At 69.1% G+C, this 24537-nt stretch carries 21 protein-coding genes and 1 pseudogene; 18 read left to right on the top strand and 4 right to left on the bottom strand.

Features of this window, described 5'->3' with window-relative positions; all coding sequences use genetic code 11:
- Positions 1–53: 53 nt before the first annotated feature.
- The 4 genes from IEZ13_RS41320 to IEZ13_RS41305 form a co-directional block, all read right to left on the bottom strand.
- The gene (locus tag IEZ13_RS41320) at positions 54–1001 is read right to left on the bottom strand and encodes an aldo/keto reductase (protein ID WP_183225921.1); all 948 of its coding nucleotides are present in this window, start codon (positions 999–1001) and stop codon (positions 54–56) included.
- 190 nt (positions 1002–1191) lie between these two features.
- Positions 1192–2025, bottom strand: a complete 834-nt coding sequence (locus IEZ13_RS41315; RefSeq protein ID WP_183225920.1) for an SWIM zinc finger family protein — start codon at positions 2023–2025, stop codon at positions 1192–1194.
- A gap of 1 nt (position 2026) precedes the next feature.
- Positions 2027–5032 carry a DEAD/DEAH box helicase gene (locus IEZ13_RS41310; protein WP_183225919.1) on the bottom strand — a complete coding sequence of 1002 codons (3006 nt, stop codon included), beginning with the start codon at positions 5030–5032 and terminating at the stop codon, positions 2027–2029.
- 33 nt (positions 5033–5065) lie between these two features.
- On the bottom strand, positions 5066–5446 hold the full coding sequence (locus IEZ13_RS41305) for a VOC family protein (protein ID WP_183225918.1): 381 nt from the start codon (positions 5444–5446) through the stop codon (positions 5066–5068).
- A gap of 67 nt (positions 5447–5513) precedes the next feature.
- Between IEZ13_RS41305 and IEZ13_RS41300 the strand changes: the two genes are divergently transcribed.
- The 18 genes and pseudogenes from IEZ13_RS41300 to IEZ13_RS41215 all read left to right on the top strand — a co-directional run bounded on the left by IEZ13_RS41300 (position 5514) and on the right by IEZ13_RS41215 (position 24536).
- A complete protein-coding gene (locus IEZ13_RS41300; protein ID WP_229795689.1) occupies positions 5514–6269 on the top strand; it encodes a TetR/AcrR family transcriptional regulator C-terminal domain-containing protein in 756 nt (251 codons plus the stop codon).
- A 46-nt stretch (positions 6270–6315) separates the two neighbouring features.
- Positions 6316–7554 (top strand): cyclic dehypoxanthinyl futalosine synthase, encoded by a 1239-nt coding sequence (gene mqnC / locus IEZ13_RS41295; protein ID WP_183225916.1) that lies wholly within the window; start codon positions 6316–6318, stop codon positions 7552–7554.
- A 347-nt stretch (positions 7555–7901) separates the two neighbouring features.
- Positions 7902–8597 carry a demethylmenaquinone methyltransferase gene (locus IEZ13_RS41290; protein WP_268240201.1) on the top strand — a complete coding sequence of 232 codons (696 nt, stop codon included), beginning with the start codon at positions 7902–7904 and terminating at the stop codon, positions 8595–8597.
- Positions 8598–8646: 49 nt separating this feature from the next.
- Positions 8647–8904 carry a hypothetical protein gene (locus IEZ13_RS41285; protein ID WP_183225914.1) on the top strand — a complete coding sequence of 86 codons (258 nt, stop codon included), beginning with the start codon at positions 8647–8649 and terminating at the stop codon, positions 8902–8904.
- A 122-nt stretch (positions 8905–9026) separates the two neighbouring features.
- Positions 9027–10319 (top strand): geranylgeranyl reductase family protein, encoded by a 1293-nt coding sequence (locus tag IEZ13_RS41280; RefSeq protein ID WP_183225913.1) that lies wholly within the window; start codon positions 9027–9029, stop codon positions 10317–10319.
- 93 nt (positions 10320–10412) lie between these two features.
- Positions 10413–10778 (top strand): NADH-quinone oxidoreductase subunit A, encoded by a 366-nt coding sequence (locus IEZ13_RS41275; protein ID WP_203737666.1) that lies wholly within the window; start codon positions 10413–10415, stop codon positions 10776–10778.
- A 6-nt stretch (positions 10779–10784) separates the two neighbouring features.
- On the top strand, positions 10785–11456 hold the full coding sequence (locus IEZ13_RS41270; protein ID WP_183225912.1) for a NuoB/complex I 20 kDa subunit family protein: 672 nt from the start codon (positions 10785–10787) through the stop codon (positions 11454–11456).
- Positions 11453–12160, top strand: a complete 708-nt coding sequence (locus IEZ13_RS41265) for an NADH-quinone oxidoreductase subunit C (RefSeq protein ID WP_183225911.1) — start codon at positions 11453–11455, stop codon at positions 12158–12160. The genes IEZ13_RS41270 and IEZ13_RS41265 overlap by 4 nt, the downstream gene beginning before the upstream one ends.
- Entirely contained in the window at positions 12157–13482 is a 1326-nt protein-coding gene (locus IEZ13_RS41260; RefSeq protein WP_183225910.1) for an NADH-quinone oxidoreductase subunit D, read from the top strand. Before IEZ13_RS41265 ends, IEZ13_RS41260 begins: the two co-directional genes overlap by 4 nt.
- A 10-nt stretch (positions 13483–13492) precedes the next feature.
- Positions 13493–14180: pseudogene (nuoE, locus tag IEZ13_RS41255) on the top strand (NADH-quinone oxidoreductase subunit NuoE); the annotation flags it as partial.
- 35 nt (positions 14181–14215) lie between these two features.
- Positions 14216–15532 (top strand): NADH-quinone oxidoreductase subunit NuoF, encoded by a 1317-nt coding sequence (gene nuoF, locus IEZ13_RS41250; protein WP_183225908.1) that lies wholly within the window; start codon positions 14216–14218, stop codon positions 15530–15532.
- Positions 15532–18030 (top strand): NADH-quinone oxidoreductase subunit G, encoded by a 2499-nt coding sequence (locus IEZ13_RS41245; protein WP_183225907.1) that lies wholly within the window; start codon positions 15532–15534, stop codon positions 18028–18030. The genes nuoF and IEZ13_RS41245 overlap by 1 nt, the downstream gene beginning before the upstream one ends.
- Entirely contained in the window at positions 18027–19397 is a 1371-nt protein-coding gene (gene nuoH / locus IEZ13_RS41240; protein ID WP_221246137.1) for an NADH-quinone oxidoreductase subunit NuoH, read from the top strand. Before IEZ13_RS41245 ends, nuoH begins: the two co-directional genes overlap by 4 nt.
- Before the next feature lies 1 nt (position 19398).
- Positions 19399–20031 (top strand): NADH-quinone oxidoreductase subunit NuoI, encoded by a 633-nt coding sequence (nuoI, locus tag IEZ13_RS41235; RefSeq protein WP_183225906.1) that lies wholly within the window; start codon positions 19399–19401, stop codon positions 20029–20031.
- Positions 20028–20771, top strand: coding sequence for an NADH-quinone oxidoreductase subunit J (locus IEZ13_RS41230; RefSeq protein ID WP_183225905.1), 744 nt, complete (start codon positions 20028–20030; stop codon positions 20769–20771). The genes nuoI and IEZ13_RS41230 overlap by 4 nt, the downstream gene beginning before the upstream one ends.
- A complete protein-coding gene (gene nuoK, locus IEZ13_RS41225; protein WP_183225904.1) occupies positions 20768–21067 on the top strand; it encodes an NADH-quinone oxidoreductase subunit NuoK in 300 nt (99 codons plus the stop codon). The genes IEZ13_RS41230 and nuoK overlap by 4 nt, the downstream gene beginning before the upstream one ends.
- Positions 21068–21078: 11 nt before the next feature.
- Positions 21079–23001, top strand: coding sequence for an NADH-quinone oxidoreductase subunit L (gene nuoL / locus IEZ13_RS41220; protein ID WP_183225903.1), 1923 nt, complete (start codon positions 21079–21081; stop codon positions 22999–23001).
- Positions 22998–24536, top strand: a complete 1539-nt coding sequence (locus IEZ13_RS41215) for an NADH-quinone oxidoreductase subunit M (protein WP_183225902.1) — start codon at positions 22998–23000, stop codon at positions 24534–24536. Before nuoL ends, IEZ13_RS41215 begins: the two co-directional genes overlap by 4 nt.
- The last annotated feature ends 1 nt before the right edge of the window (position 24537 follow it).

Genomic DNA, 24537 nt, shown 5'->3' with positions numbered 1-24537 from the left:
TTGGCCTTTCGCTGAGCTGGGTCAAAGGTCGGGGCGGAGGTGGGGTTGGGCTCCTACGAGTCGAGGAGAGCGTCGAGGGCGGCCACGTCGGCGGCGGTGAGGTCCCACGTGCCGGCTGCGGCGTTGGCCTGGACCTGCTCCGGAGTGGTGGCGCCGGCGATCACGCTGGCCACCGCCGGCCGGGCGAGCAGCCCGGCGATCGCCACCTCGAGCAGGGTGCGCCCGCGCTCGGCCCCGAAGGCGGTCAGTGCCTCGATGGTGTCCCAGTCCGCGTCGGCCAGCCATGGGCGGTAGCGCTCCTGCGACATCCTGGTCCCGGCGGGAGCCTGCTCACCGCGCCGGTACTTGCCGGACAGCAGGCCGGACTCGATCGGGAAGAAGGGCAGCAGCCCGAGCCCGAACTGCTCGCACGCCGGCACCACCTCGGCCTCGACGCCGCGGTTCAGCAGGCTGTACCTGTTCTGTGCGCTGACGAACCGGGTCAGACTCCCGGTCCGTGCCGTCCAGTCGGCGTCGGCGATCTGCCAGCCGGAGAAGTTCGAGTTGCCCAGGTAGCGGACCTTGCCGGCACGGACCAGGTCGTCGAGGGCGGCCAGGGTCTCGTCGATCGGGGTGGCCGGATCCGGCTCGTGCATCTGGTAGAGGTCGATGTGATCGGTCTCCAGCCGCCGGAGTGAGGCCTCGACGGCGCGGACGACATACCGTCGCGAGCCCCGTGCCCCGAAGTCCCTCCCGTTGAGCCCCTCCATGTTCATGCCGAACTTGGTGGCCAGCACGACCTCGTCCCGCCGGCCCTTGAGCGCGGCTCCGAGGAACGCCTCCGACATGCCGTGCGGGGTGCCGTAGATGTCCGCGGTGTCGAAGAGGGTGATCCCCGCGTCGATGGCGGCGTCGACCACCTCACGGGTGCCGTCAGCGTCCAGCTTGCGGCCGAAGTTGTTGCAGCCGATCCCGATCGCGGACACGACCAGGCCCGAGTCACCCAGCCGGCGATAGGTCATCTCACTCATGATGCGGTGCTCCGATATCGGTAGTTGTGCATTGACACGGGTGGTGACGGCTATCTAGCTTGAGGTCACCTTTCGGGGAGGCGAAACCGGGCGAAGCCCGGTAGCGTGACAAGCCACCGCGTCCATCGTGGACTCGCCCACGATCGGTTCACGATGGGCGCGGTCCTGTCGAAGGACTCGCTCATTCCTCCCCCTCCGCCACGCCCAGGTCGCGATAGACCGGCCGGAGGACGTCGACCAGCGGCACATGCCGGACCCGGATCTGTGGCGGGTCGAGCGCCCGCAGCAGCAGCTCGGGTGGCAGCCCGCCCCGGGGTGGCCGCTCCCGCAGCCGGCCCAGGCTGATGGCGGGGGAGTAGAAGTCGGCCAGCCGGGCGTCCAGCGGCTCCTCCTCGACCGCCAGCGGGTCGACGGTCTCCTCCGGCTCGGGGGTGCCGCGCAGCGCGTCGAGCAACTCGTCGCGGCCGCGGCCCCGCCAGCCCAGCACCAGGAACGGGTCGTCGTCGAACGCCTCGGCCAGCACGTACAGCACCGCCGAGCCGTGTTTGCAGGGAACACCCCAGTCCGGGCAGGAACAGTCGATGTCCAGCCGGTTCGGGAACAGTGGAAGACCCAGCTCGGTGAAGAGGTCGACGATCTCGTGCGGCATCTCGCCGGCCAGCAACGCGGCACGGTACAGCGCCCGGGTCGCGAGCGCGTCGATCACGTCGGCCCACCGCGCGTCGTCGAAGGCGGTGATCCGAATCGTCACCTCGTACGGCCGGGGGCGGGACCCCTGCACCCGGGCGAGCACCCGCCCCGGCTCGAGGGCGAAGTCCATCACCTGGCCCTTGCGCGCATAGGCCCGGCCGCGCGCCAGCCGCCCCGCGTCGCAGACACCCTCCAGCACGTCCACGAACTTGCGTGACCACCACTGTTCGCCGATCTTGCCTCGTTTCGACCGCACGCTCAGGCCGCCGTCCACCTCGATCGGGCGGGCCGCCTCGTAGAACTGACCGGACCTGTCGAAGGGCATGTCAGCGCACCGCCGCCGGGTCGAGCGAGAACAGCTCCCGCAGCTGATCGGTGCTGAGGTCGGTGATCCACTCCTCGCCGGTGCCGACGACCGAGGAGGCCAGCGCCTTCTTCCGCTCGATCATCGCGTCGATCTTCTCCTCCAGGGTGCCGGTGCAGATGAACTTACGGACCTGAACGTCGCGAGACTGCCCGATCCGGAACGCCCGGTCGGTGGCCTGGTCCTCGACCGCCGGATTCCACCACCTGTCGAAGTGGACGACGTGGTTGGCGGCGGTCAGGTTGAGACCGGTGCCGGCGGCCTTGAGGGAGAGCAGGAACAGCATCGGCTCGCCGGAGGTCTGGAACCTCTCGACCAGCTCGTCGCGCCGCGCCTTGCTCAGGCCGCCGTGCAGCCACAGCACCGGGCGGTCGGTGTGGGCCGTCAGGTAGGGCTGGAGCAGCGTGCCCCACTCCGCGTACTGAGTGAAGATCAGGGCCTTGTCGCCGTCCTCGATGATCTCGTCGGCCAGCTCCTCGAGCCGGGCCAGCTTGCCGGAGCGGCCGGGCAGCCGGGAGCCGTCCTTGAGCAGGTGGGCGGGATGGTTGCAGACCTGCTTGAGCTTCATCATGGCGGCCAGCACGTTGCCCCGCCGCTGAATGCCCTCGGTGCTCTCGATCTCGGCCATCATGTCCTCGACGACCGCCTGGTAGAGGGTGGCCTGCTCGGCGGTGAGCGAGCACCACACCTTCATCTCGTTCTTCTCCGGCAGGTCCGAGATGATGGTCTTGTCGGTTTTGAGGCGCCGGAGCACGAACGGGCCGGTGGCCCGCTTCAGAGCGGCTGTCGCGTCCTCGTCCTGCCGGCTCTCGATCGGCTCCTGGAACCGGCGGCGGAACCGTTTCGCCGGCCCGAGCAGCCCCGGATTGCAGAAATCCATGATCGACCACAGCTCCGCCAGATGGTTCTCCACCGGGGTGCCGGTGAGCGCCAGCCGGGTGCGGGCCGGAATCGCGCGGACCGCCTGCGACTGCCTGGTCCCGCTGTTCTTGATCGCCTGCGCCTCGTCGCAGACCACCCGGCTCCACGTCACACCGCGCAGCGTCTCCAGGTCGCGGAGCGCCGTGCCATACGTCGTGATGACCAGGTCGGCCCCGGCGACCGCCTCGTCGAACTCGGGCCCGCGCATCCGGGTGGCGCCGTGATGCACATAGACCCGCAAGCCCGGCGCGAACCGGCCAGCCTCCTTGTGCCAGTTGCTGACCAGTGACATCGGGCAGATCAGCAGGCTCCGTGAGCCCTCGTCGGTGAGCAGCAGAGACAGGGTCTGCGCGGTCTTGCCCAGACCCATGTCGTCGGCCAGGATGCCGCCGAGGCCGAGCCGGCTGAGGAAGTGCAGCCAGGACAGGCCCCGCTCCTGATAAGGCCGGAGCGCCCCCTGGAACCCGGCCGGCGTCGGCAGCGGGCTGAGCCGCTCGGCCGCCTGACCGGAGAGCAGGTCACCGAGGTCGCCGTCGGCGTCGACCTCGACCAACGGCAGGTCCTCGTCGCCGCCGTCGACCACCTGCTGCAACAGCTCACCCGCGGTGAGCTGCCCCTCCCGCCGCTCCCCGACCGCCTTGAGCGCGGCCTTGAGCTGACGGGCATCCAGCTCCACCCACTGGCCGCGGACCCGGACCAGCGGCACCTTGAGCCGGGCCAGCTCGGCCAGCTCCTCGGCGGTCACCGCGCCGTCGCCGATGACCAGATCGAGCCGGAAGTCGACCAGCTCGGAGAGTCCGAAACCGGAATCCGCCACGGCCCGGGACGACGACCCGGATTTGGACCGGGTGCGCGTGGTGAGTTTCAGCCCGACCGCCTTCCGGCCGGCCCACGACGGGAGCTGCACACCGAACCCGGCCGCCTGCAACAGCGGCGCCGCCTGGCGCAGGAAGTCATAGGCCTCGCCGGTGGTCAGCGGCATGGCGGACGGTCGCTGCTCGAGCAGTGCCACGTGCAGCAGGGGGAAGAGCCGGACGGCCCGGCCCAGCCCGGCGAGCAGGGTCTCGTCGGGCCGGCGCGGCAGCCCGGGGAACCGGGCGCCCTCCCAGAGGTCCTCGGCGGGCAGGTAGAGACCCGGGTCCTCGGCCGACTGCAACGCGAACTCCAGGAACCACCCGTCCTCACCGGGCGGCGCCTCCGGCGACGGCTCGAAGAGGCGGAAGCTGACCCGGATCGGGCCGTGGGCCTCGTTGGCCGCGCGCATCCAGTCGTCCAGCGCGCGGCGCAGGTCGCGCACGTCGGCGTCGGCGGCGCCGGGCAGCGCCGGATCGGCGCCGGTGAGGGCGGCCAGCCAGCGGTCCGGCAGGGCGGACTTCGGCCCCGGCCGCTGGCCGACCATGAGCCGCTCCGGCAGGGTGGCGCGGGCCGCCCCGTCCAGCAGCGACTCCAAGGCGTCCCGCACCGTCCGCCCGACGGCCTGGCCGTCTCCCGCGGCCCGCACCACCGGCGGCATGCCGGCGGCGAAGTCGCGGAAGGTGGCCGTGTCGGACCCGGTCAGCACCGGCCGCCAGCGCGCCGTGGGCATCCCGGCCTCGACCGTCAGTTGCGGCAGCATCCGCCCGCGCCCGGCCAGGTCACAGGCGTAGCCGGCGAGCAGGGTGAGATAGCGCAGCGACGGCCCGGCGAGCCAGGGACCGTCCGGATCGGGGTCGGCAAGCTCACCGAGGACCGCCATGGCCTCGTCACCGGGCACCGACAACGCCGGAACCGTCCATGTGCCCAGCTTGATCCCGCGGGTGGCCGCCTCGAGCCCGGTCTCGGGCGACGGCAGGGGGCCACGACCGCTCCCGGGCAGGGTGAGCGCCAGCGACCCGCCCTCCGCGCCGGGCACCACCTGCTGGAGCGCTTCGACGGGAGCCGCGAACGGGTGTGGACGCGATCGCGCCCGGGACGTCGACGACGTGGGAAGAGCCGGGTCCTCGGCCCAGATGATCAATTGGCCCGGGCGCCCGGCCCCGGCCACCCAGCCGCCGTGAACGACGAGCACTGCAACCCCCTGAACGATCCGTGAGAACAGAACCTATCGGTCCGGCCACTCCACCAACTCGTAGACGACACCGTTGGGGTCGGTCACCAGAAGGAGGCGCTCACCCCACGGCTCCTCACGGATGGGCAGCGTGGGCTCGACCCCCTCGGCCCGCAACCGGGCCTGCTCGGCCTCCAGGTCGTCGACCACGAAGGCGACGATCGTGCCGGCGGTGTGCACCTGGCGCAGCTCGGGTGGCAGCACCTCGATGCCGCGGCGCAGGAAGATCAGGTCGACGCCACCGTCGTCGCGGCCGAGCGAGACGAAACCGTCTGCCGCCATCCGCACGGCATAACCGAAGTGGTCCGCGAGAAACTTGCTGGAAGCCGGGACATCGTCGACGGTGAGCGAGATGGCGGACGAGGTGATCTGCATGGCGCCTCCCCGAAGCTGTTACTTGTACGTCGTACACAATACGCCGTACAGGAAAGGAGTGCCACCCGTGGCCGAAGTGCGCCGCACCATCGACCTGCTCTGGTTCCCGGACGGCGAACCGGAGGGGAAGCGCCGTGGCCGCCGCCCCGGCCTGACCGTCGCGCGGGTGGTCGAGACCGGGATCGCGCTGGCCGACGCCGAGGGCCTGGAGGCGGTGTCGATGCGCCGGGTCGCCCAGGAGCTGGGCGTGGTGCCGATGACCCTCTACACGTACGTTCCGGACAAGAGCGCCCTTCTCGACCTGATGCTGGACCGTCTCTACCTGGAGATGCCCCGTGCCGGGCATCCGGACCGGCCGTGGCGGGAGCGCCTGGCCGCGGTCGCGGGGGAGAACCGCCGGCTCTACACCGCCCATCCGTGGGCGGCGACCCTCCCGGCCAGCCGCCCGCCGCTGGGCCCCGGCCTGATGGCGAAGTACGAGCACGAGCTGCGCGCCTTCGACGACTGCGGGCTGGACGACGTGACCCGGGACGCGGCGCTCACCTTCCTGATCGGATTCGTGCAGGCCGCGGCCCGGTCGGAGGCGGACGTGCGGGCCGCCGAGGCGCGGGCCGGCAGCACCGACTTCGAGTGGTGGCAGGAGCGTGGACCGGTCTTCGAGCTGGTCTTCGACCAGCACCGGTACCCGACCGCCACCCGGGTCGGGGCCGCCGCCGGGTCCGCGATGGGCGCCGCCTACGAGCCCGGCCACGCGTACGAGTTCGGGCTCGCCCGGGTGCTGGACGGCCTGGCCGCGCTGATCGGGACGGCCGGCTCCCGGTGACCCTCGCCGCTGACGGTCGGCACCCGGTGGACGTACGCTTCCTGACGTGACCGCGAATCCGGAGATCGACAGCATCCTGCAGCGCGGAGCCGACGGTGGGCGCATCACGCCCGAGGAGGCGTTGCTGCTCTACACGGAGGCCCCGTTCCACGCGCTGGGCGAGGCGGCCGACGCGGTCCGGCGCCGCCGGTATCCGGACGGCATCGTCACGTACCTGATCGACCGGAACATCAACTACACCAACGTGTGCGTCACGGCGTGCAAGTTCTGCGCGTTCTTCCGGGCCCCGAAGCACAAGGAGGGCTGGGCGCACCCGATCGAGGAGATCCTGCACCGGGCCGGCGAGGCGGTCGAGCTGGGCGCCACGCAGGTGATGCTCCAGGGTGGGCACCACCCCGAGTTCGGGGTGGCGTACTACGAGAATCTCTTCTCCTCGGTCAAGCAGGCGTTCCCGCAGCTCGCCATCCACTCGATCGGCCCGAGTGAGATCCTGCACATGGCCAAGGTCGACGGCGTCTCCATCGAGGAGGCGGTGATCCGGATCAAGGCGGCCGGGCTCGACTCGATCGCCGGCGCCGGCGCCGAGATGCTGCCCGAGCGGCCGCGCAAGGCCATCGCGCCGCTCAAGGAGAGCGGCGCGCGATGGCTCGAGGTGATGGCCATCGCGCACCGGCACGGCCTCTCGTCCACCGCCACCATGATGATGGGTACGGGTGAGACGAACTTCGAGCGCATCGAGCACATCCGGATGATCCGTGAGGTGCAGGACCTGGCCGTGGCGAACGGCTACCAGGACGTCCCGGTCGAGCAGTCGCACGAGGTCGGCGGTTTCCGCGCGTTCATCCCGTGGACGTACCAGCCGGAGAACAACCACCTCAAGGGCCGCACCCAGGCCACCACCATGGAGTATCTGCGTTTCATCGCGGTCTCCCGGCTCTTCTTCGACAACGTGGCCCACCTCCAGGCGTCCTGGCTCACCACCGGCAAGGACATCGGCCAGCTCTCGCTGCACATGGGCGTCGACGACCTCGGCTCGATCATGCTGGAGGAGAATGTGATCTCCTCGGCCGGCGCCAAGCACCGGTCGAACCTCCAGGAGCTGATCTCGATGATCCGCACCGCGGACCGTGTCCCGGCGTGGCGGGACACCTGGTACAAGCACCTCGCCGTGCACCGGACGGCCGCGGAGGACCCCACCGACGACCGCGTGGTCTCGCACTTCTCCTCGATCGCGCTGCCCGGTGGAGGGGTCCGTAAGCAGCTTCCGCTGGTCGAGGCGAGCTGATAACTGGCCCCTTCAGGGGGTGGCAGTCGTCCGTTCGGCCAGGTTCGGATCGTCGGACCGGCGAGGCTGGGTTGCTCCTTCGTAACGAGCCCGCCGGTTGCCTGTACCGGGTCGTTGCTGCTGGTTACGTTGCCCTTGTAAGGCAACGGAACACTCATACGTCGCCAGTCGCGATCGCGTCGGTGACGAGCATTCGGACCCGACCGACGACGGTCGTATATATAACGCACAAGGCGCGGGCGGGATGGGAAACCATCCCGCCCGCGCTGTTGCGTGGGAGGGCCTTTAGTCCGATTTAAGGGCGGGGGTCGTCGGGGTGGTCGGATGGGATGGCAGAGTTAGTCCTCGTGACGCGCGCAGATCTGGACAAGCAGCCGCACGAGGTCGCCGAGATGTTCGACGGCGTGGCGAAACGCTACGACCTCACCAACACCGTGCTCTCCTTCGGGCAGGACCGGGGCTGGCGCCGGGCCACCCGGACCGCGCTGGGGCTGCGGCCCGGCGAGCGGGTGCTGGACGTGGGCGCCGGCACCGGGATCTCCACCGAGGAGCTGGGCCGGTCCGGGGCGTTCGCGGTCGGCGCGGACCTCTCGGTGGGCATGCTCCAGGCCGGCCGCCGGGTCCGGGCCGAGGTGCCGCTGCTGGCCGGGGACGCGCTCCGGCTGCCGTTCGCGGACGGTGTCTTCGACGCGGTGACGATCTCCTTCGCGCTGCGCAACGTGGTGGACACCGGCGCCGCGCTGCGTGAGTTCGCCCGGGTGACGCGGCCGGGCGGCCGGCTCGTGGTGTGTGAGTTCAGCCACCCGACGAGCACCGCCTTCCGGACGATCTACATGCAGTATTTGATGCGCTCGCTGCCGACCGTGGCGCGGGGCGTGTCGAGCAATCCGGAGGCGTACGTCTATCTGGCCGAATCGATCCGCGCCTGGCCGGACCAGCAGGGTCTGGCGGACCGGATCGCCGCGGCCGGGCCGTGGGACCGGGTCGGCTGGCGCAATCTGAGCGGTGGGATCGTGGCGCTGCACCGCGCCACCCGGGTGTAAATACGGCATTTCGCCCACCAGGCAGTGAATGTGCTGCTTAGTTCGAGTCATGACTGATCTCGGACAACTCGACGACACCGACATCGACCTCGCGATCGACGAGGGTGAGGCGGACGCGCGCCGCGCAACCGAGCTGGCCGCGCGGCTTCGGCGGGTCGCGGCGCAGGATCCCGATCTTGCCCAGGACCTCGTGGAGGGGCTCATCGTGGCGCTCGACCAAGCGATGGGCGGCACCATCCGCGACCACCTGGACGGCCCGGCGCTCGGCGTGGCGGACCGGGTCCTCCGTGCCCCTGAGCAGGGATGATAGTGCTTCAGGAACAATTAGGGGAACCTAAGCGCAAAGATCTTCGATAGTCGGCCTACACTCCGATCGAGGCATGCTTGTGAACTAATTCACGAGCGTCCGGGCGAGACGGAGGTTGGACCGTGAACGACCACCCGAGTGGGCCCGTCGTAGACGAGGCGGACGTGATCGTGGTCGGAGCGGGTCCCGGTGGCTCCGCGGCGGCTTACCATCTGGCTCGCCACGGCGTGCGCGTTCTGCTGCTCGAGAAGACCGAGTTCCCGCGCGAGAAGGTGTGCGGTGACGGCCTCACCCCGCGCGCGGTCCGCCAGCTCATCCGGATGGGTGTCGACACCTCGGAGAAGGCCGGCTGGCTGCAGAACCGGGGCCTGCGGGTGATCGGCGGCGGAGTCCGGCTGGAACTGGACTGGCCCGATCTCGCCAGCTTCCCCAACTACGGTCTCGTCCGTACCCGGATGGACTTCGACGACATGCTGGCCCGGCAAGCCGTGGAGGCCGGCGCCATCCTGCGCACCGGGGTGAACGTCATCGGAGCGGTGACCGACGACGACGGCTACGTGATCGGCGTCGAGGCGAAGTCCGGCCCGGAGCGTGAGCCGGTCTCCTTCCGTGCCCCCCTGGTGATCGCCGCGGACGGCGTGTCCGGCAAGTTCCCCCTGTCGCTCGGTCTGGCCAAGCGGGACGATCGGCCCCTCGGCGTGGCGGTTCGGCGCTATTACCGTTCGGCCGTGAAGGCGGACGACGACTACCTGGAGTCCTGGCTGGAGCTGCGCAGCGCGCAGAACCCGGGCCGGCTCCTGCCCGGCTACGGCTGGATCTTCGGACTGGGTGACGGCCGGGTGAACGTCGGTCTCGGCATCCTGAACTCCTCGGACGCCTTCGGTAAGACGAACTACCGAAATCTGCTCACCGACTGGCTGGGCAGCACTCCGGAGGAGTGGGGACTGCGTGAGGAGGCCAATGCGGACGGCCCGACGCTGGGCGCCGCGCTGCCGATGGGCTTCAACCGGGTGCCGCACTACACCCGTGGGGTGATGCTGGTCGGTGACTCCGGCGGCATGGTCAACCCGATGAACGGCGAGGGCATCGCGTACGCGATGGAGTCCGGTGAGATGGCGGCCGAGGTGGCGGTGCAAGCCCTGGCCCGGCCGGCCGGACCGGAGCGCGAGCGCGCGCTCCAGGCGTACCCCGCCGAATTGAGTCTCCGGTTCGGTGGCTATTACCGGATCGGTGGGATCTTCGTGAAGCTGATCGGCAACCCGCAGATCATGCGGCTGGCCACCAAGTACGGCATGCCGCAGCCGCTGCTCATGAAGTTCGTCCTCAAGCTCCTGGCAAACCTCACCGACCCCCGGGGTGGCGACGCCATGGATCGCATCATCAATGGATTGACCAAGGTGGCGCCCTCCGTCTGACCTCGGTCAGTACGAATTAGGGCACCCCCGACCAAAGGACAGCACAACCTCAGTAACTAGTGTGAAGCGGCTAACAGTCGTACGGGAGTAGACATGACGATCAACCCTTATGTCCCGATCGTCGGGTTGCTGATCCTCGGCGCCCTCTTCGCGTTGTTCTCGGTGTCCATCGCGCCGATCGTCGGGCCGAAGCGCTTCAACCGGGCCAAGCTCGACGCCTACGAGTGTGGGATCGAGCCTGCGCCACAACCGATCGGTGGCGGGCGGTTTCCGGTGAAGTTCTACCTGACCGCGATGCTCTTCATCATCTTCGACATCGAGACCATTTTCCTGTACCCGTGGGCCGTGTCCTTCGACGCGCTCGGCCTGTTCGGGTTCGTGGAGATGGTCCTGTTCATCCTCACCGTCTTCATCGCCTACGCGTATGTGTGGCGACGCGGCGGACTCAACTGGGACTGATGCGTTATGGGAATCGAAGAGAAGCTCCCGTCGGGCATCCTGCTGACGAGCGTGGAGAAACTGTCCAACTGGGCCCGTAAGTCGTCGTTCTGGGGCGCCACCTTCGGCCTCGCCTGTTGCGCCATCGAGATGATGGCCTCCGGCGGCCCCCACTACGACCTGGGTCGCTGGGGGATGGAGGTGTTCCGCGCCTCGCCGCGGCAGGCCGACCTGATGATCGTGGCCGGCCGGGTGAGCCAGAAGATGGCCCCGGTCGTCCGGCAGATCTACGACCAGATGCCGGAGCCGCGGTCGGTCATCTCGATGGGCGTGTGCGCCTCGTCCGGCGGCATGTTCAACAACTACGCCATCGTCCAGGGCGTGGACCACATCGTCCCGGTCGACATCTACCTACCCGGGTGTCCGCCCCGGCCGGAGATGCTGATCGACGCGATTCTCAAGATGCGCGAGAAGGTCATGGCCCAGCCTCTCGGCCCGAACGGCCGCAAGATGCTCGAAGCCCGGCAGGCCGAGGGCCGGGTTCCGATCGTCGCGCCCGGCGCCATGCCCTCTTCCTACCGCGTGGACAAGGCCCGCCGTGCGGAATGGACCCAGGCCGTGAAAGAAGGGCGCGAGGAGCAATTGCGGATCGAGAACTGGATGAAGCTCCAGCCGCATTTGCGGGAGGTTCACAAATGAGTATTCAGCCCGGAACCGAGGGTAGTGCTCCGGTAGGCGCGGAATTGGGTGCTCCCGCACAGACGCCGCCCAGCCCGGATAAGGGCATGTTCGGCGTCAAAGGCACCGGAGACGTCTCCGGCTTCGGTCGCCTGACCCGCCCGCGACCTGCTGCTTTTGACAGCCCACGACCCTACGGCGGGTATTTCGACGACGTCTATGACGCGTTGGAGGAAGCTTATCCGGCCCTCTCCGAAGCCATCGAGAAGGTGGTCGTGGATAGGGCAGAACTCACACTCCACGTACGCGCCGAGCACATCGTCGAGGTGTGTCAGGTAATGCGTGACGACGCCGCACTCCGGTTCGAGCTCTGCTCGTCGGTCGACGCGGTGGACTATCTCGGATCCGATGAGCGCCGATTCCACATCGCTTATCAATTGACTTCGATGACCTATCGCCGCCGGGTGCGGCTGGAGGTCGCGGTGGCCGACGGCGTCACCGTCCCGAGCGTCACCGGGGTCTACCCGACCGCCGACTGGCAGGAGCGGGAGATCTACGACATGTTCGGCGTCGTCTTCCCGGGCCACCCGAACCTGACGCGGATCCTCATGCCGGACGACTGGGAGGGCCACCCCCAGCGCAAGGACTACCCGCTCGGCGGCGTGCCCGTCGAATACAAGGGCGCCGAGATTCCGCCTCCCGACCAGCGGAGGGTCTACCAGTGACCACATCTGAGTACGCGAGCGAGCGCGAGACCACCGAGGGCCGGGTCTTCACGGTCACCGGTGGGGACTGGGACTCCCTCACCGCCAGCGTCGACCCGCTCAGCAACGAGAAGATCGTCGTCAACATGGGCCCGCAGCACCCGTCCACGCACGGTGTGCTCCGGCTGGTGCTCGAGCTCGACGGCGAGACGGTGACCGAGTGCCGCCCGGTCGTCGGCTACCTGCACACCGGGATCGAGAAGAACCTGGAGTACCGCAACTGGACCCAGGGCGTCACCTTCGTGACCCGGATGGACTACCTCTCCAACATGTCGAACGAGGTGGCCTACTGCCTCGCCGTGGAGAAGCTGCTCGGCGTCACCGACCAGATCACCGAGCGCACCAACACGATCCGGGTCATGTTCATGGAGCTCCAGCGGATCGCCTCGCACCTGGTCTGGCTGGCCACCACCGGCATGGAGCTGGGCGCGATCTCGATGATGCTGTACGGCTTCCGCGAGCGGGAGTACATCCTCGACATCTTCGAGGAGACCTCCGGCCTGCGGATGAACAACGGCTACATCCGCCCGGGCGGCCTCGCGCAGGACCTGCCGGAGTCCGCGGTCAAGAAGATCCGCGACTTCCTCAAGTACCTGCCGAAGAAGCTCAAGGAGTACGAGGCCATGCTCTCCGGGCAGGTCATCTGGCAGCAGCGCACCCAGGGTGTCGCGGTGCTGGACGTGACCGGCTGCCTCGCCCTGGGCATCACCGGGCCGGTGCTGCGCTCGGCCGGCCTGCCCTGGGATCTGCGCAAGACGATGCCCTACTGCGGGTACGAGGACTACGAGTTCGACGTGCCCACCGCGACGACCGGTGACGTCTGGGGCCGCTACCTGGTCCGGGTGGCGGAGATCCGTGAGTCGCTGAAGATCGTCGAGCAGGCGCTGGACCGTCTCCGGCCCGGGCCGATCTGGATCGAGGACAAGAAGATCGCCTGGCCGTCGCAGCTCGCGCTCGGCCTCGACGGGCTCGGAAACTCCCTCGAGCACGTCGCCAAGATCATGGGTCAGTCGATGGAGTCGCTGATCCACCACTTCAAGCTGGTGACCGAGGGCTTCCGGGTTCCGCCCGGCCAGGTCTACGTCGCCATCGAGCACCCGCGTGGCGAACTCGGCGTACACGCGGTCTCCGACGGTGGCACCCATCCGTACCGGGTGCACTACCGCGAGCCGAGCTTCGTGAACCTCCAGGCCATCCCCGCGATGGCCGAGGGCGCCCTGCTGGCCGACGTGATCGCCGGCGGCGCTTCGCTGGATCCCGTGATGGGTGGGTGTGACCGATGACAACGGTGGAATTCTCGCCGGCCGCCGAACCACTGGCGGCGAAGCTTCTCGAGCCCGCGCTCGAGATCCTCGCCCGCTACCCGGCCGGCCGGGAACGGTCCGCGCTGCTGCCGCTGCTGCACCTGGTGCAGACCGAGGAGGGCCATGTCAGCCCGAACGGGGTGGCGTTCTGCGCCGACCTGCTCGGCATCAACAAGGCCCAGGTCGGCGCGGTCGCGACCTTCTACACCATGTACAAGCGCCGGCCCACCGGTGAGTACCTGGTCAGCGTCTGCACCAACACCCTGTGCAACGTGATGGGCGGCCAGGAGGTCTACGACCAGCTGACCGAGCACCTCGGCGTGGGCCACGACGAGACCACGGCCGACGGCAAGATCACGCTGGAGCACGCCGAGTGCCTGGCCGCCTGCGACTACGCGCCGGTGGTGACGGTCAACTACGACTTCACCGTCGACCAGGCCACCCCGGAGAGCGCGGTCGAGCTGGTGGAGAACCTGCGCAAGGGGGATCGGCCGACGCCCGCCCGGGGCGCGCGGATCTGCTCGCTGCGGGAGATGCAGTACCAGCTGGCCGGCTTCGCCGACCCGCGCGAGGGCGCGGTGGCCGACGGGGTGGCGGGCGCGCCCACGCTGCGCGGTGTGCGGCTGGCACAGGAACACGGTGTCACGGTGGCCGGTTTCGACCCGGACACCCCGATCACCAAGACCAAGCCGCGCGTCACCGAGGAGAAGAAGTGACCCAGCCACGGCCGGAGGTCCTCCAGAAGCTCACCCCCGTGCTGACCAAGCGCTGGCTCTCGCCGGACGCCTGGCGGATCGGGGTCTACGAACGACTCGACGGCTACCTGGCGCTGCGCAAGGCGCTGGACGTGCACCCGGACGACCTGATCCAGCTGGTCAAGGACTCCGGCCTGCGCGGCCGGGGCGGTGCGGGCTTCCCCACCGGGCTCAAGTGGGGATTCATCCCGCAGGGCGACGGCAAGCCGCACTACCTCGTGATCAACGCGGACGAGGGCGAGCCGGGCACCTGCAAGGACCTGCCGCTCATGACGTACGACCCGCACTCGCTGGTGGAGGGCGCGATCATCGCCTCCTACGCCATCCGGGCCAACCGGGCGTACATCTACATCCGTGGCGAGGCGGTGCACGCCGCCCGGCGGCTGCGCAACGCGGTCCAGGAGGCGTACGCCAAGGGCTACCTCGGGAAGAACATCCTCGGCTCGGGATTCGACCTGGACCTGGTCGTCCACAGCGGCGCCGGCGCGTACATCTGTGGTGAGGAGACCGCGCTGCTCGACTCGCTGGAGGGCTTCCGCGGCCAGCCGCGGCTGCGGCCGCCGTTCCCGGCGATCGCCGGCCTGTACGCGAGCCCGACCGTGGTCAACAACGTCGGGACCATCGCCAGCGTGCCCTACATCGTGCTGGGCGGCGCGGACTGGTGGAAGAGCATGGGCACCGAGAAGTCGGCGGGCCCGATGATCTACTCGCTGTCCGGCCGGATCACCAACCCGGGCCAGTACGAGTGCGGCCTCGGCATCACCCTGCGCGAGCTGATCGAGCTGGCCGGGGGCATGAAGCCGGGCCACAACCTGAGGTTCTGGACGCCGGGCGGCTCGTCGACGCCGATCCTGACCGCCGAGCACATCGACACCCCGATGGACTTCGAAGGGGTGTCGGCGGCCGGGTCGATCCTCGGCACCACGGCCATGCAGATCTTCTCGGACCAGGACTGCCCGGTCTACAACACGTGGCGGTGGCTGGAGTTCTACCACCACGAGTCCTGCGGCAAGTGCACCCCGTGCCGGGAGGGCAACTACTGGATGGTGCGCACCTACCGGCGGATCCTCGCCGGTCAGGGCACCTACACGGACCTGGACACCCTGCAGGACACCGCGGACAACATCTTCGGCCGGTCCTTCTGCGGCCTCGGTGACGGCGCGGCCACGCCCGTCGTGTCGACGCTCAAGTGGTTCCGGCAGGACTACCTGGACTACATCGAGGGCCGGACCGCCCCGCGGCTGTCCGAGAAGTCCCTGGTTGGAGCGCACTGATGACCGACGTATCCAAGAGGGTCGACACCGTCAAGCTCGTCATCGACGGGGTCGAGGTCACCGCCGAGAAGGGCGAGCTGGTCATCCGGGTCGCCGAGCGGATGGGCATCGCCATCCCGCGGTTCTGTGACCACCCGCTGCTCGCCCCGGCAGGCGCCTGCCGGCAGTGCCTCGTCGAGGTGGAGGGCCAGCGCAAGCCGGTGGCCTCCTGCACCCAGACGGTGGCCGAGGGCATGGTGGTGAAGACCCAGCTCAGCTCGCCGGTCGCCGCCAAGGCGCAGGCCGGCGTCATGGAACTGCTGCTGATCAACCACCCGCTCGACTGCCCCACCTGCGACAAGGGCGGCGAGTGCCCGCTGCAGAACCAGGCGATGAGCACCGGCCGGGCGGACTCCCGCTTCGTGGAGGAGAAGCGGGAGTACCAGAAGCCGATCCACATCTCCAGCCAGGTGCTGCTGGACCGGGAGCGCTGCGTGCTCTGCCAGCGCTGCACCCGGTTCTCCGAGGAGATCGCCGGCGACAAGTTCATCGATCTGATGGACCGCTCCTCCGGCGAGCAGATCAACGTCTATCGGGACGACTTCTTCGGCGGCGACGGCACCGGTGACGGCGAGGTCGGTGACGGCGACGGCGACGTCCCGTTCAACTCGTACTTCTCCGGCAACACCATCCAGATCTGCCCGGTCGGCGCGCTCACCGGCGAGCAGTACCGGTTCCGCGCCCGCCCGTTCGACCTGGTCTCCACGCCCAGCGCCTGCGAGCACTGCGCCTCCGGCTGCTCGCAGCGCACCGACCACCGGCGCGGGAAGGTGCTGCGCCGCCTGGCCGGCGACGACCCGGCGGTCAACGAGGAGTGGAACTGCGACAAGGGCCGCTGGGGCTTCCGCTACGCCACCGCCACCGACCGCATCATGACGCCGCTGGTCCGCGACGCGGCCACCGGTGAACTGCGTGAGGCGGCCTGGAGCGAGGCGCTGCTGGCCGCGGCCGAGGGACTGAAGGCCGCACGGGAGCGCGGCGTCGGGGTCCTTCCGGGCGGCCGGCTCACGGTGGAGGACGCGTACGCGTACGCGAAATTCGCCCGGACCGTCCTCGGCACCAACGACATCGACTTCCGGGCCCGGCCGGTCCGTGCCACCGGATCGTCGACCGGGATCACCGAGGAGGCCGACTTCCTGGCCGCGAACGTCGCCGGGGGCACCGGAGTGACGTACGAGGACGTGGAGAACGCCCCGTCGGTGCTGATCGTGGGCCTGGAGCCGGAGGAGGAGGCGCCGATCCTCTTCCTGCGGCTGCGCAAGGGCCACCGTAAGGGCAAGCTCAGGATCACCGCGGTCTCCTCGTACCTCTCCCGGGGTCTGGAGAAGCTCGGCGCCGCGCTCGTCGCGGCCGTCCCGGGCGGCGAGGCCCACCTGCTCGGCACCGACCCGGCGGTCGCCGCCGCGCTCAGCGCGCCCGGCTCACTGCTGATCGTGGGCGAGCGGCTGGCCGAGGTTCCGGGTGGTCTCAGCGCGGCGGCGGCCCTGGCCGACCGCAGCGGCGCCCGCCTCGCGTGGGTGCCCCGCCGGGCCGGCGACCGCGGCGCGATCGACGCCGGCTGCCTGCCCAACCTGTTGCCCGGGGGTCGCCCGGTCACCGAGGCGGGGGCCCGCGCCGAACTGTCGCTGGCCTGGAAGGCCGAGCCGGGCGCGCTGCCCGGTACGGCCGGCCGGGACGTCGACCGGATCATCGCGGCGGCCGCGGACGGCACGCTCGGCGCCCTGCTGGTCGGCGGCGTCGACCCGGCCGACCTGACCGACCCGCAGCGGGCCGAGGAGGCGCTCGACGCGGTGCCCTTCCTGGTCAGCCTCGAGATCCGGCAGAGCGCCGTGACCCGACGGGCGGACGTGGTCCTGCCGATCGCGCCGGCCGTCGAGAAGGCCGGCACCTACATGGACTGGGAGGGCCGGCTGCGGTCGTTCGGCGCGGTGCTGAAGAGCACGGCGATGACCGACGGCCGCGTGCTGGAGGCGATCGCTGCCCTGCTCGACGTCACCCTGAACACCGGGGACGTGATGGCGATCCGCCGTGAGCTGGGCGGCCTTCCCGGCAGCACGGCGTCGAGCCCGGCGCAGCCCGCCGCCGAGGCGGCCCGGCCCGCACAGCCGGCCGGCGACGAGGCGGTCCTCGCCACGTGGCACCAGCTGATCGACCTGGGCTCGCTGCTCGACGGCGACCAGGTGCTGGCCGGTACCGCCCGGCCGCCGGTGGCCCGGATCGGCAAGGACCTCGCCGAGTCGCTGGGTGTCGGCGACGGTGACCTGGTCACGGCGAGCACCGCCCGTGGCTCGGTCACGCTGCCGGCCGCGATCACCGACCTGCCGCCGCGGGTGGTGTGGCTGCCGACGAACTCACCGGGCTCGACGGTCCGGCGCAGTCTCGGCGTCACCGCCGGCGCGGTGGTCAAGCTGAGCGCCGGGGTTCCCGGCCCGATCCTCGCCGAAGAGGTGGCGCAATGAGCGAGCTTGCGGTGGCGGCACACGCCGTCGATCCCACCCTGGAGACGTTCGAGAACGACGTCTGGTGGATCGTTCTGATCAAGCTGGTCGGCGTCTTCGTCCTGCTCCTGCTGCTGACGCTGTTCACGATCAACTACGAGCGCAAGGTCGTGGCCCGGATGGCGGTCCGGCCTGGCCCCAACCAGGTCGGCCCGAAGGGCTGGTTGCAGAGCCTCAGCGACGGCATGAAGCTGCCGTTCAAGGAGGAGATCATCCCGAAGACCGCCGACAAGGTGGTCTACTTCATCGCCCCGGTGATCTCCGCGACCACGGCCTTCACCGCCTTCTCGGTGATGCCGTTCGGTGGCGTGGTGACCATGTTCGGTCAGAAGACCGCGCTGCAGCTCACCGACGTACCGGTCTCGGTGCTGGTGCTGCTCGCCTGCTCGTCGATGAGCGTCTACGGCGTGGTGCTGGCCGGCTGGGCCTCCGGCTCGACCTACCCGCTGCTCGGCGGCCTGCGGTCGAGTGCTCAGATGATCTCGTACGAGGTCGCGATGGGCCTGTCCATCGTGGCGGTGTTCATGACCGCCGGCACGATGAGCACCTCGCAGATCGTCAAGGCGCAGGCCTCCGGCACCCCGGTGGAGATCTTCGGCACCGAGCTGACCGCCCCCGGCTGGTACGCGGTCCAGCTCCTGCCGAGCTTTATCATCTACATGATCGCGGCCGTCGGTGAGACGAACCGGGCCCCGTTCGACCTCCCCGAGGCCGAGTCCGAGCTGGTCGGCGGTTTCCACACCGAGTACTCGTCGTTCAAGTTCGCGCTGTTCTTCCTGGCCGAGTACATCAACATGATCACCGTCTCGGCGTTCGCGACCACGCTGTTCCTGGGCGGCTGGCGGGCTCCGGCCCCGATCACCACTTTCTGGGAGGGCGCCAACTCCGGCTACTGGCCGCTGCTCTGGTTCTTCGGCAAGGTGCTGATCCTGCTCTTCGGCTTCATCTGGCTGCGGGCCACGCTTCCCCGGATGCGCTACGACCAGTTCATGCGGTTCGGCTGGAAGGTCCTGATCCCGGTCAACCTGGTGTGGATCCTCTGCCTGGCGTTCTTCAAGGTCGCCCGCAGTGGCCAGATCTCGGACACCGCCAAGTGGACCACCACCGCGGTCGTCGCGGTCCTGGTCCTGGCCGTCGCCTGGGGCTGGCCGGCACCGAAGAAACCGAAGCAGCTCTCCCTCGAGGAGGAGTTGCACCAGCGGCCGCCGGGCAGCTTCCCGGTCCCGCCGATGGACCTCCAGGTCCCGCCGAGCCCTCGCGCCCGCCGGGCCGTGGCCGAACGCGCCCCCGCCACCGTCGGCGGCGAGCCCGAAACGAAGGAGGTGTGACGTGGGCACGTTTACCGGCTCCTTCAAAGGGTTCGGCGTGACCTTCGCGCACATGTTCCGCAAGGTGATCACCACCGATTACCCGTTCTCCCCGCCGAAGCCGGCGCCGCGCTACCACGGGCGGCACATCCTCAACCGGCACCCGGACGGCCTGGAGAAGTGCATCGGCTGCGAGCTGTGCGCCTGGGCCTGCCCGGCCGACGCGATCTACGTCGAGGGCGGCGACAACACCGACGAGCAGCGGTTCTCGCCGGGTGAGCGGTACGCGAAGATCTACCAGATCAACTACGCGCGCTGCATCTTCTGCGGGCTCTGCATCGAGGCCTGTCCGACCCGCTCGCTGACCATGAGCAACGAGTACGAGCTGGCCCGCGACAACCGGCAGGACCTGATCTTCACGAAGAAGGAACTGCTGGCCCCGCTGCTGCCCGGCATGGAGCAGCCGCCGCACCCGATGCGCCTGGGCGAGACCGACAAGGACTACTACATCGGGGCGCTCACCAACCCGGGCACCTCGGTAGGTGCCGAGCGGGCGCCGTGGGCCGCGTCGGCCACGCACGACGCGTCCGAACCCGTGGAGCACGCAAGCCGGCCGGAGACGGCCGGCCCGGTTCGCCGGGAGGGGGCGGCATGATCGAGGTATCCACCGGGGAGCAGGTCGCCTTCTGGATCCTCGGCTCGCTCGCGGTGATCGGCGCGCTCGGCATGGTGCTGGCCCGCAACGCGGTGCACTCCGCGCTCTGGCTGGTGGTCACGATGCTGAACCTCGGGTTCCTCTACGTGATCAACTCGGCGCCGTTCCTGGGCTTCGTCCAGATCATCGTCTACACCGGCGCGATCATGATGCTGTTCCTGTTCGTGCTGATGCTGGTCGGCCGGGACGCGTCGGACTCGCTGATCGAGACGCTGCGCGGCCAGCGGGTCGCCGCGATCGTGCTGGGCGTCGGCTTCGCCGCCCTGATCGGCACCGGTCTGGCCCGCGCGCTCGGCGACACCCCGTCGATCGGCCTGGACGCGGCCAACCAGAACGGCAACGTCGAGGGCCTCGCCTCGCTGCTCTTCACCAAGTACGTCTTCGCCTTCGAGGTCACCTCGGCGCTGCTGATCACCGCCGCGGTCGGCGCCATGATCCTGGCGCACATCGAGAAGGCCAAGGAGGACAAGCGGGACCAGGTGACGCTCATGAAGGAGCGGTTCCGGCCGGGCAACTACCCGGGTCCGAAGCCCGGCCCCGGCGTCTACGCGAACACCATGTCGGTGGCCGCGCCGGGTCGTCTGCCGGACGGCAACGGAGCCGAGCGGAGCATCTCGCCGATCCTCCCGATCCGCGAGCTGACCCCGAGTGAGGCCGCGCCGAAGGGAACCGAGAAGTGACTCCTGACTATTACTTGGTGCTGTCGGCGATTCTCTTCACCATCGGCGCTGCCGGGGTGCTCGTCCGAAGGAACGCGATCGTCCTGTTCATGTGCATCGAGTTGATGCTGAACGCGGCGAACCTGGCCCTGGTCACCTTCAGCCGGATCAACGGCGGCCTGGACGGCCAGATCATCTCGTTCTTCGTGATGGTCGTCGCGGCCGCCGAGGTCGTGGTGGGCCTCGCCATCATCATGTCGATCTTCCGTACGCGACGCTCGGCGAGTGTCGACGACGCGAACCTCCTGAAGTACTGAAGGGGCCTGACGTGGAAATCAGTTACGCCCCGGCTACGGGAGTGCTGAGCAACATCTGGTTGCTCGTGGCGATTCCGCTGGCCAGCGCGGCGATCCTGCTGTTGCTCGGCAAGCGGGCCGACAAATGGGGCCATTGGCTCGGCGTCGCCTCGGTTGCGGCCTCGTTCGTACTCGGTCTGATCTTTTTTGTTAGTTTGTCCGGTCTGGAGGCCTCGCAGAGGTCGGCTGAGCTGAGCCTCTGGGACTTCATCGTGGTCGGCCGGCTGAACGTCGACTTCGGCCTGCTCTTCGATCCGCTGGCCGGTGTCTTCGTCCTGCTGATCACCGGTGTCGGCTCGCTGATCCACCTGTACGCGGTCGGGTACATGGAGCACGACCCCGGCCGGCGGAAGTTCTTCGGCTACTTCAACCTCTTCGTCTCGGCGATGTTGCTGCTGGTCCTGGGCAACAACTACGTGATGCTGTACTTCGGCTGGGAGGGCGTCGGTCTGGCGTCCTACCTGCTGATCTCGTTCTGGTACACCCGGCCGTCGGCGGCCACCGCCGGCAAGAAGGCGTTCCTGATGAACCGGGTCGGCGACGCCGGCCTGGCGATCGGCATCTTCCTGATGTTCACCGAGCTGGGCAGCACCCAGTACGAGGACGTCTTCAACGGTGTCGACTCGCTGGCCGCCGGAACCATCCTGGTCATGGGAATCCTGCTGCTGCTCGGCGCCTGCGGTAAGTCCGGCCAGTTCCCGTTGCAGGCCTGGCTCCCGGACGCGATGGAGGGCCCGACCCCGGTCTCCGCGCTCATCCACGCGGCGACCATGGTCACCGCCGGCGTCTACCTGATCGCCCGGTCCAACCCGATCTTCTCGGCGAACACCACGCTCCAGTTGGTCGTGGTGAGCGTCGGCGCGCTGACCCTGCTGATCGGCTGTGTCATCGGTGCGGCCAAGGACGACATCAAGCGCGTCCTGGCCTGGTCGACGGTCAGCCAGATCGGCTACATGTTCCTCGGCGTGGGGCTCGGCGGTGGGGCGTACGCGCTGGCCATCGTGCACCTGCTGGCGCACGGCTTCTTCAAGGCCAACATGTTCCTCGGCGCCGGCTCGGTCATGCACGGGATGCACGACCAGGTCGACATCCGGCGTTTCGGTGGCCTGTCGAAGCACATGAAGATCACCTGGCTGACCTTCGGCACCGGCTGGCTCGCGATCATCGGCATCCCGCCGCTGTCCGGCTACTTCTCCAAGGAGCCGATCATCGCGGCCGCCTTCGAGCGTGAGGTCGTCTGGGAGGCCTGGGTCTTCGGAATGGCCGCGCTGATCGGCGCCGGCCTGACCGCGTTCTACATGACCCGGCTCTTCGTGCTGACCTTCCACGGCCCGGCCCGCTGGACCGAGGACAACCAGCACCCGCACGAGTCGCCGGCGATCATGACGATCCCGCTGATCCTGCTGGCGATCGGCTCGGTCGGCGCCGGTTTCCTGATGAGCACCAGCGTGCCGGACTGGCTGAACCCGGTCTTCGGCGAGCACGGTGAGGAGGCGCACGGCGTCCTCTCGCACACCGTGATCACCGCACTGTCGCTGGTGGTCACGATCATCGGGGCGGGCCTGGCCTGGGCGCTCTTCCGCCGGGGCACGGCCCTCGAACCGCAGCCGGCCGGGGTCCTGGTCACCGCTGCGCGGCGCAACCTCTACACGGACGCGTTCAACGAGGCGGTCTTCGAACGGCCCGGCATCTACCTCACCCGGGCGCTCGTCTACCTCGACGGCAAGGGCATCGACGGCCTGGTCAACGGCCTCGCGGCCGCGGTCGGCGGTGGGTCCGGCAGGCTGCGCCGGCTCCAGACCGGATTCGTTCGTTCGTACGCGCTGTCCATGCTCACCGGCGCGATGCTGGTGGTCGGCGCCTTCCTCGCGATCCAGCTGGGGTGGTTGGCGTGAAAGACTTCCCGTTCCTGTCCATCCTGACGGCCCTGCCCCTGGTGGGGGCCGCGGTGGTGGCCTTCATTCCGCGTACGAAAGCGGAGCTCGCCAAGATCGTGGCACTGGGCTGGTCGCTGGCCGTCCTGGTGCTGAGCGCCGTCATGTGGGGCGCGTTCACCATCGGCGGCGACCGGTTCCAGTTCCGTGAGTCGTACGCCTGGATCCCGTCCTGGGACGCCCGGCTCACCTTCGCGGCCGACGGCATCGCGCTCGTGATGCTGTTGCTGATCGCGATCCTGTTCCCGGTCGTGATCCTGGCGAGCTGGCACGACGTCGACCAGAGCACCCGGTCGGCGCCGGCCTACTTCGCGCTGCTGCTGGCCTTCGAGTTCACCATGATCGGGGTGTTCGCCGCGGCGGACGTGTTCCTGTTCTACGTGTTCTTCGAGATCATGCTGATCCCGATGTACTTCATCATCGGCTCGTTCGGCAGTGGCCAGAAGCAGTACGCGGCCGTCAAGTTCTTCCTCTACAGCCTGGTCGGCGGCCTCTTCATGCTGGCCTCGGTGATCGGGCTGTGGGCGCTCGGCGGGCACACGTTCGACTTCGCCGAGCTGGTGAAGGGCACCGCCCAGATCGACCAGAACACCGCGCGCTGGCTGTTCCTCGGCTTCTTCGTGGCGTTCGCGATCAAGGCGCCGTTCTTCCCGTTCCACACCTGGCTGCCGGACTCCGGTGGGGCCGCCCCGGCCGGCGCCGCGGCGCTGCTGGTCGGCGTGATGGACAAGGTGGGCACGTTCGGCATCCTGCGCTACTGCCTCTCGCTCTTCCCGGAGGCGTCGCGCTGGTTCGCACCGGCCGCCATGGTCCTCGCGGTGATCGGCATCATCTACGCGGCGCTGCTCGCGGTCGGGCAGAACGACCTGAAGCGGCTCGTGTCGTACACGTCGATCGCCCACTTCGGCTTCATCGGCATCGGCATCTTCGCCTTCACCACGCAGGCCGGGACCGGCGCGGTGCTCTACATGGTCAACCACGGTCTGGCCACCGGCCTGCTGTTCATCGTGGTCGGCATGTTCGTGGCTCGGCGCGGCTCGGCGCTGGTCAGCGACTTCGGTGGGGCCGGGAAGCTGATGCCGGTGCTGGCCGGGGTGCTGTTCTTCGCCGGTCTGGCGTCGCTGGCGCTGCCCGGCACGGCCCCGTTCGTCAGCGAGTTCCTGGTGCTGATCGGCACGTTCAGCACCCACAAGGGGTACGCGGTGGTGGCGACCCTCGGGATCGTGCTGGCCGCGGCGTACGTGCTGTGGATGATCCAACGGACCACCCAGGGCACGCTCAACCCGGCGCTCACCGAGGTGCCGGCCATGTCGAAGGACATCACCCTGCGGGAGAAGGCGGTCGTGGCACCCCTGATCCTGCTCCTGCTGGTGCTCGGCTTCTACCCGAAGCCGGTCACCGACGTGATCAACCCCGCGGTGCAGGCGACGATGCAGGACGTCGGCGCGAATGACCCGGTCCCCGCGGTGGAGGCCGGCGGAAAGGTGGGCGGCTGAC

This window comes from Actinoplanes campanulatus, from assembly GCF_014647795.1.
GTDB lineage: Bacteria > Actinomycetota > Actinomycetes > Mycobacteriales > Micromonosporaceae > Actinoplanes > Actinoplanes campanulatus.
This window is presented reverse-complemented; position numbering and strand designations above follow the sequence as displayed.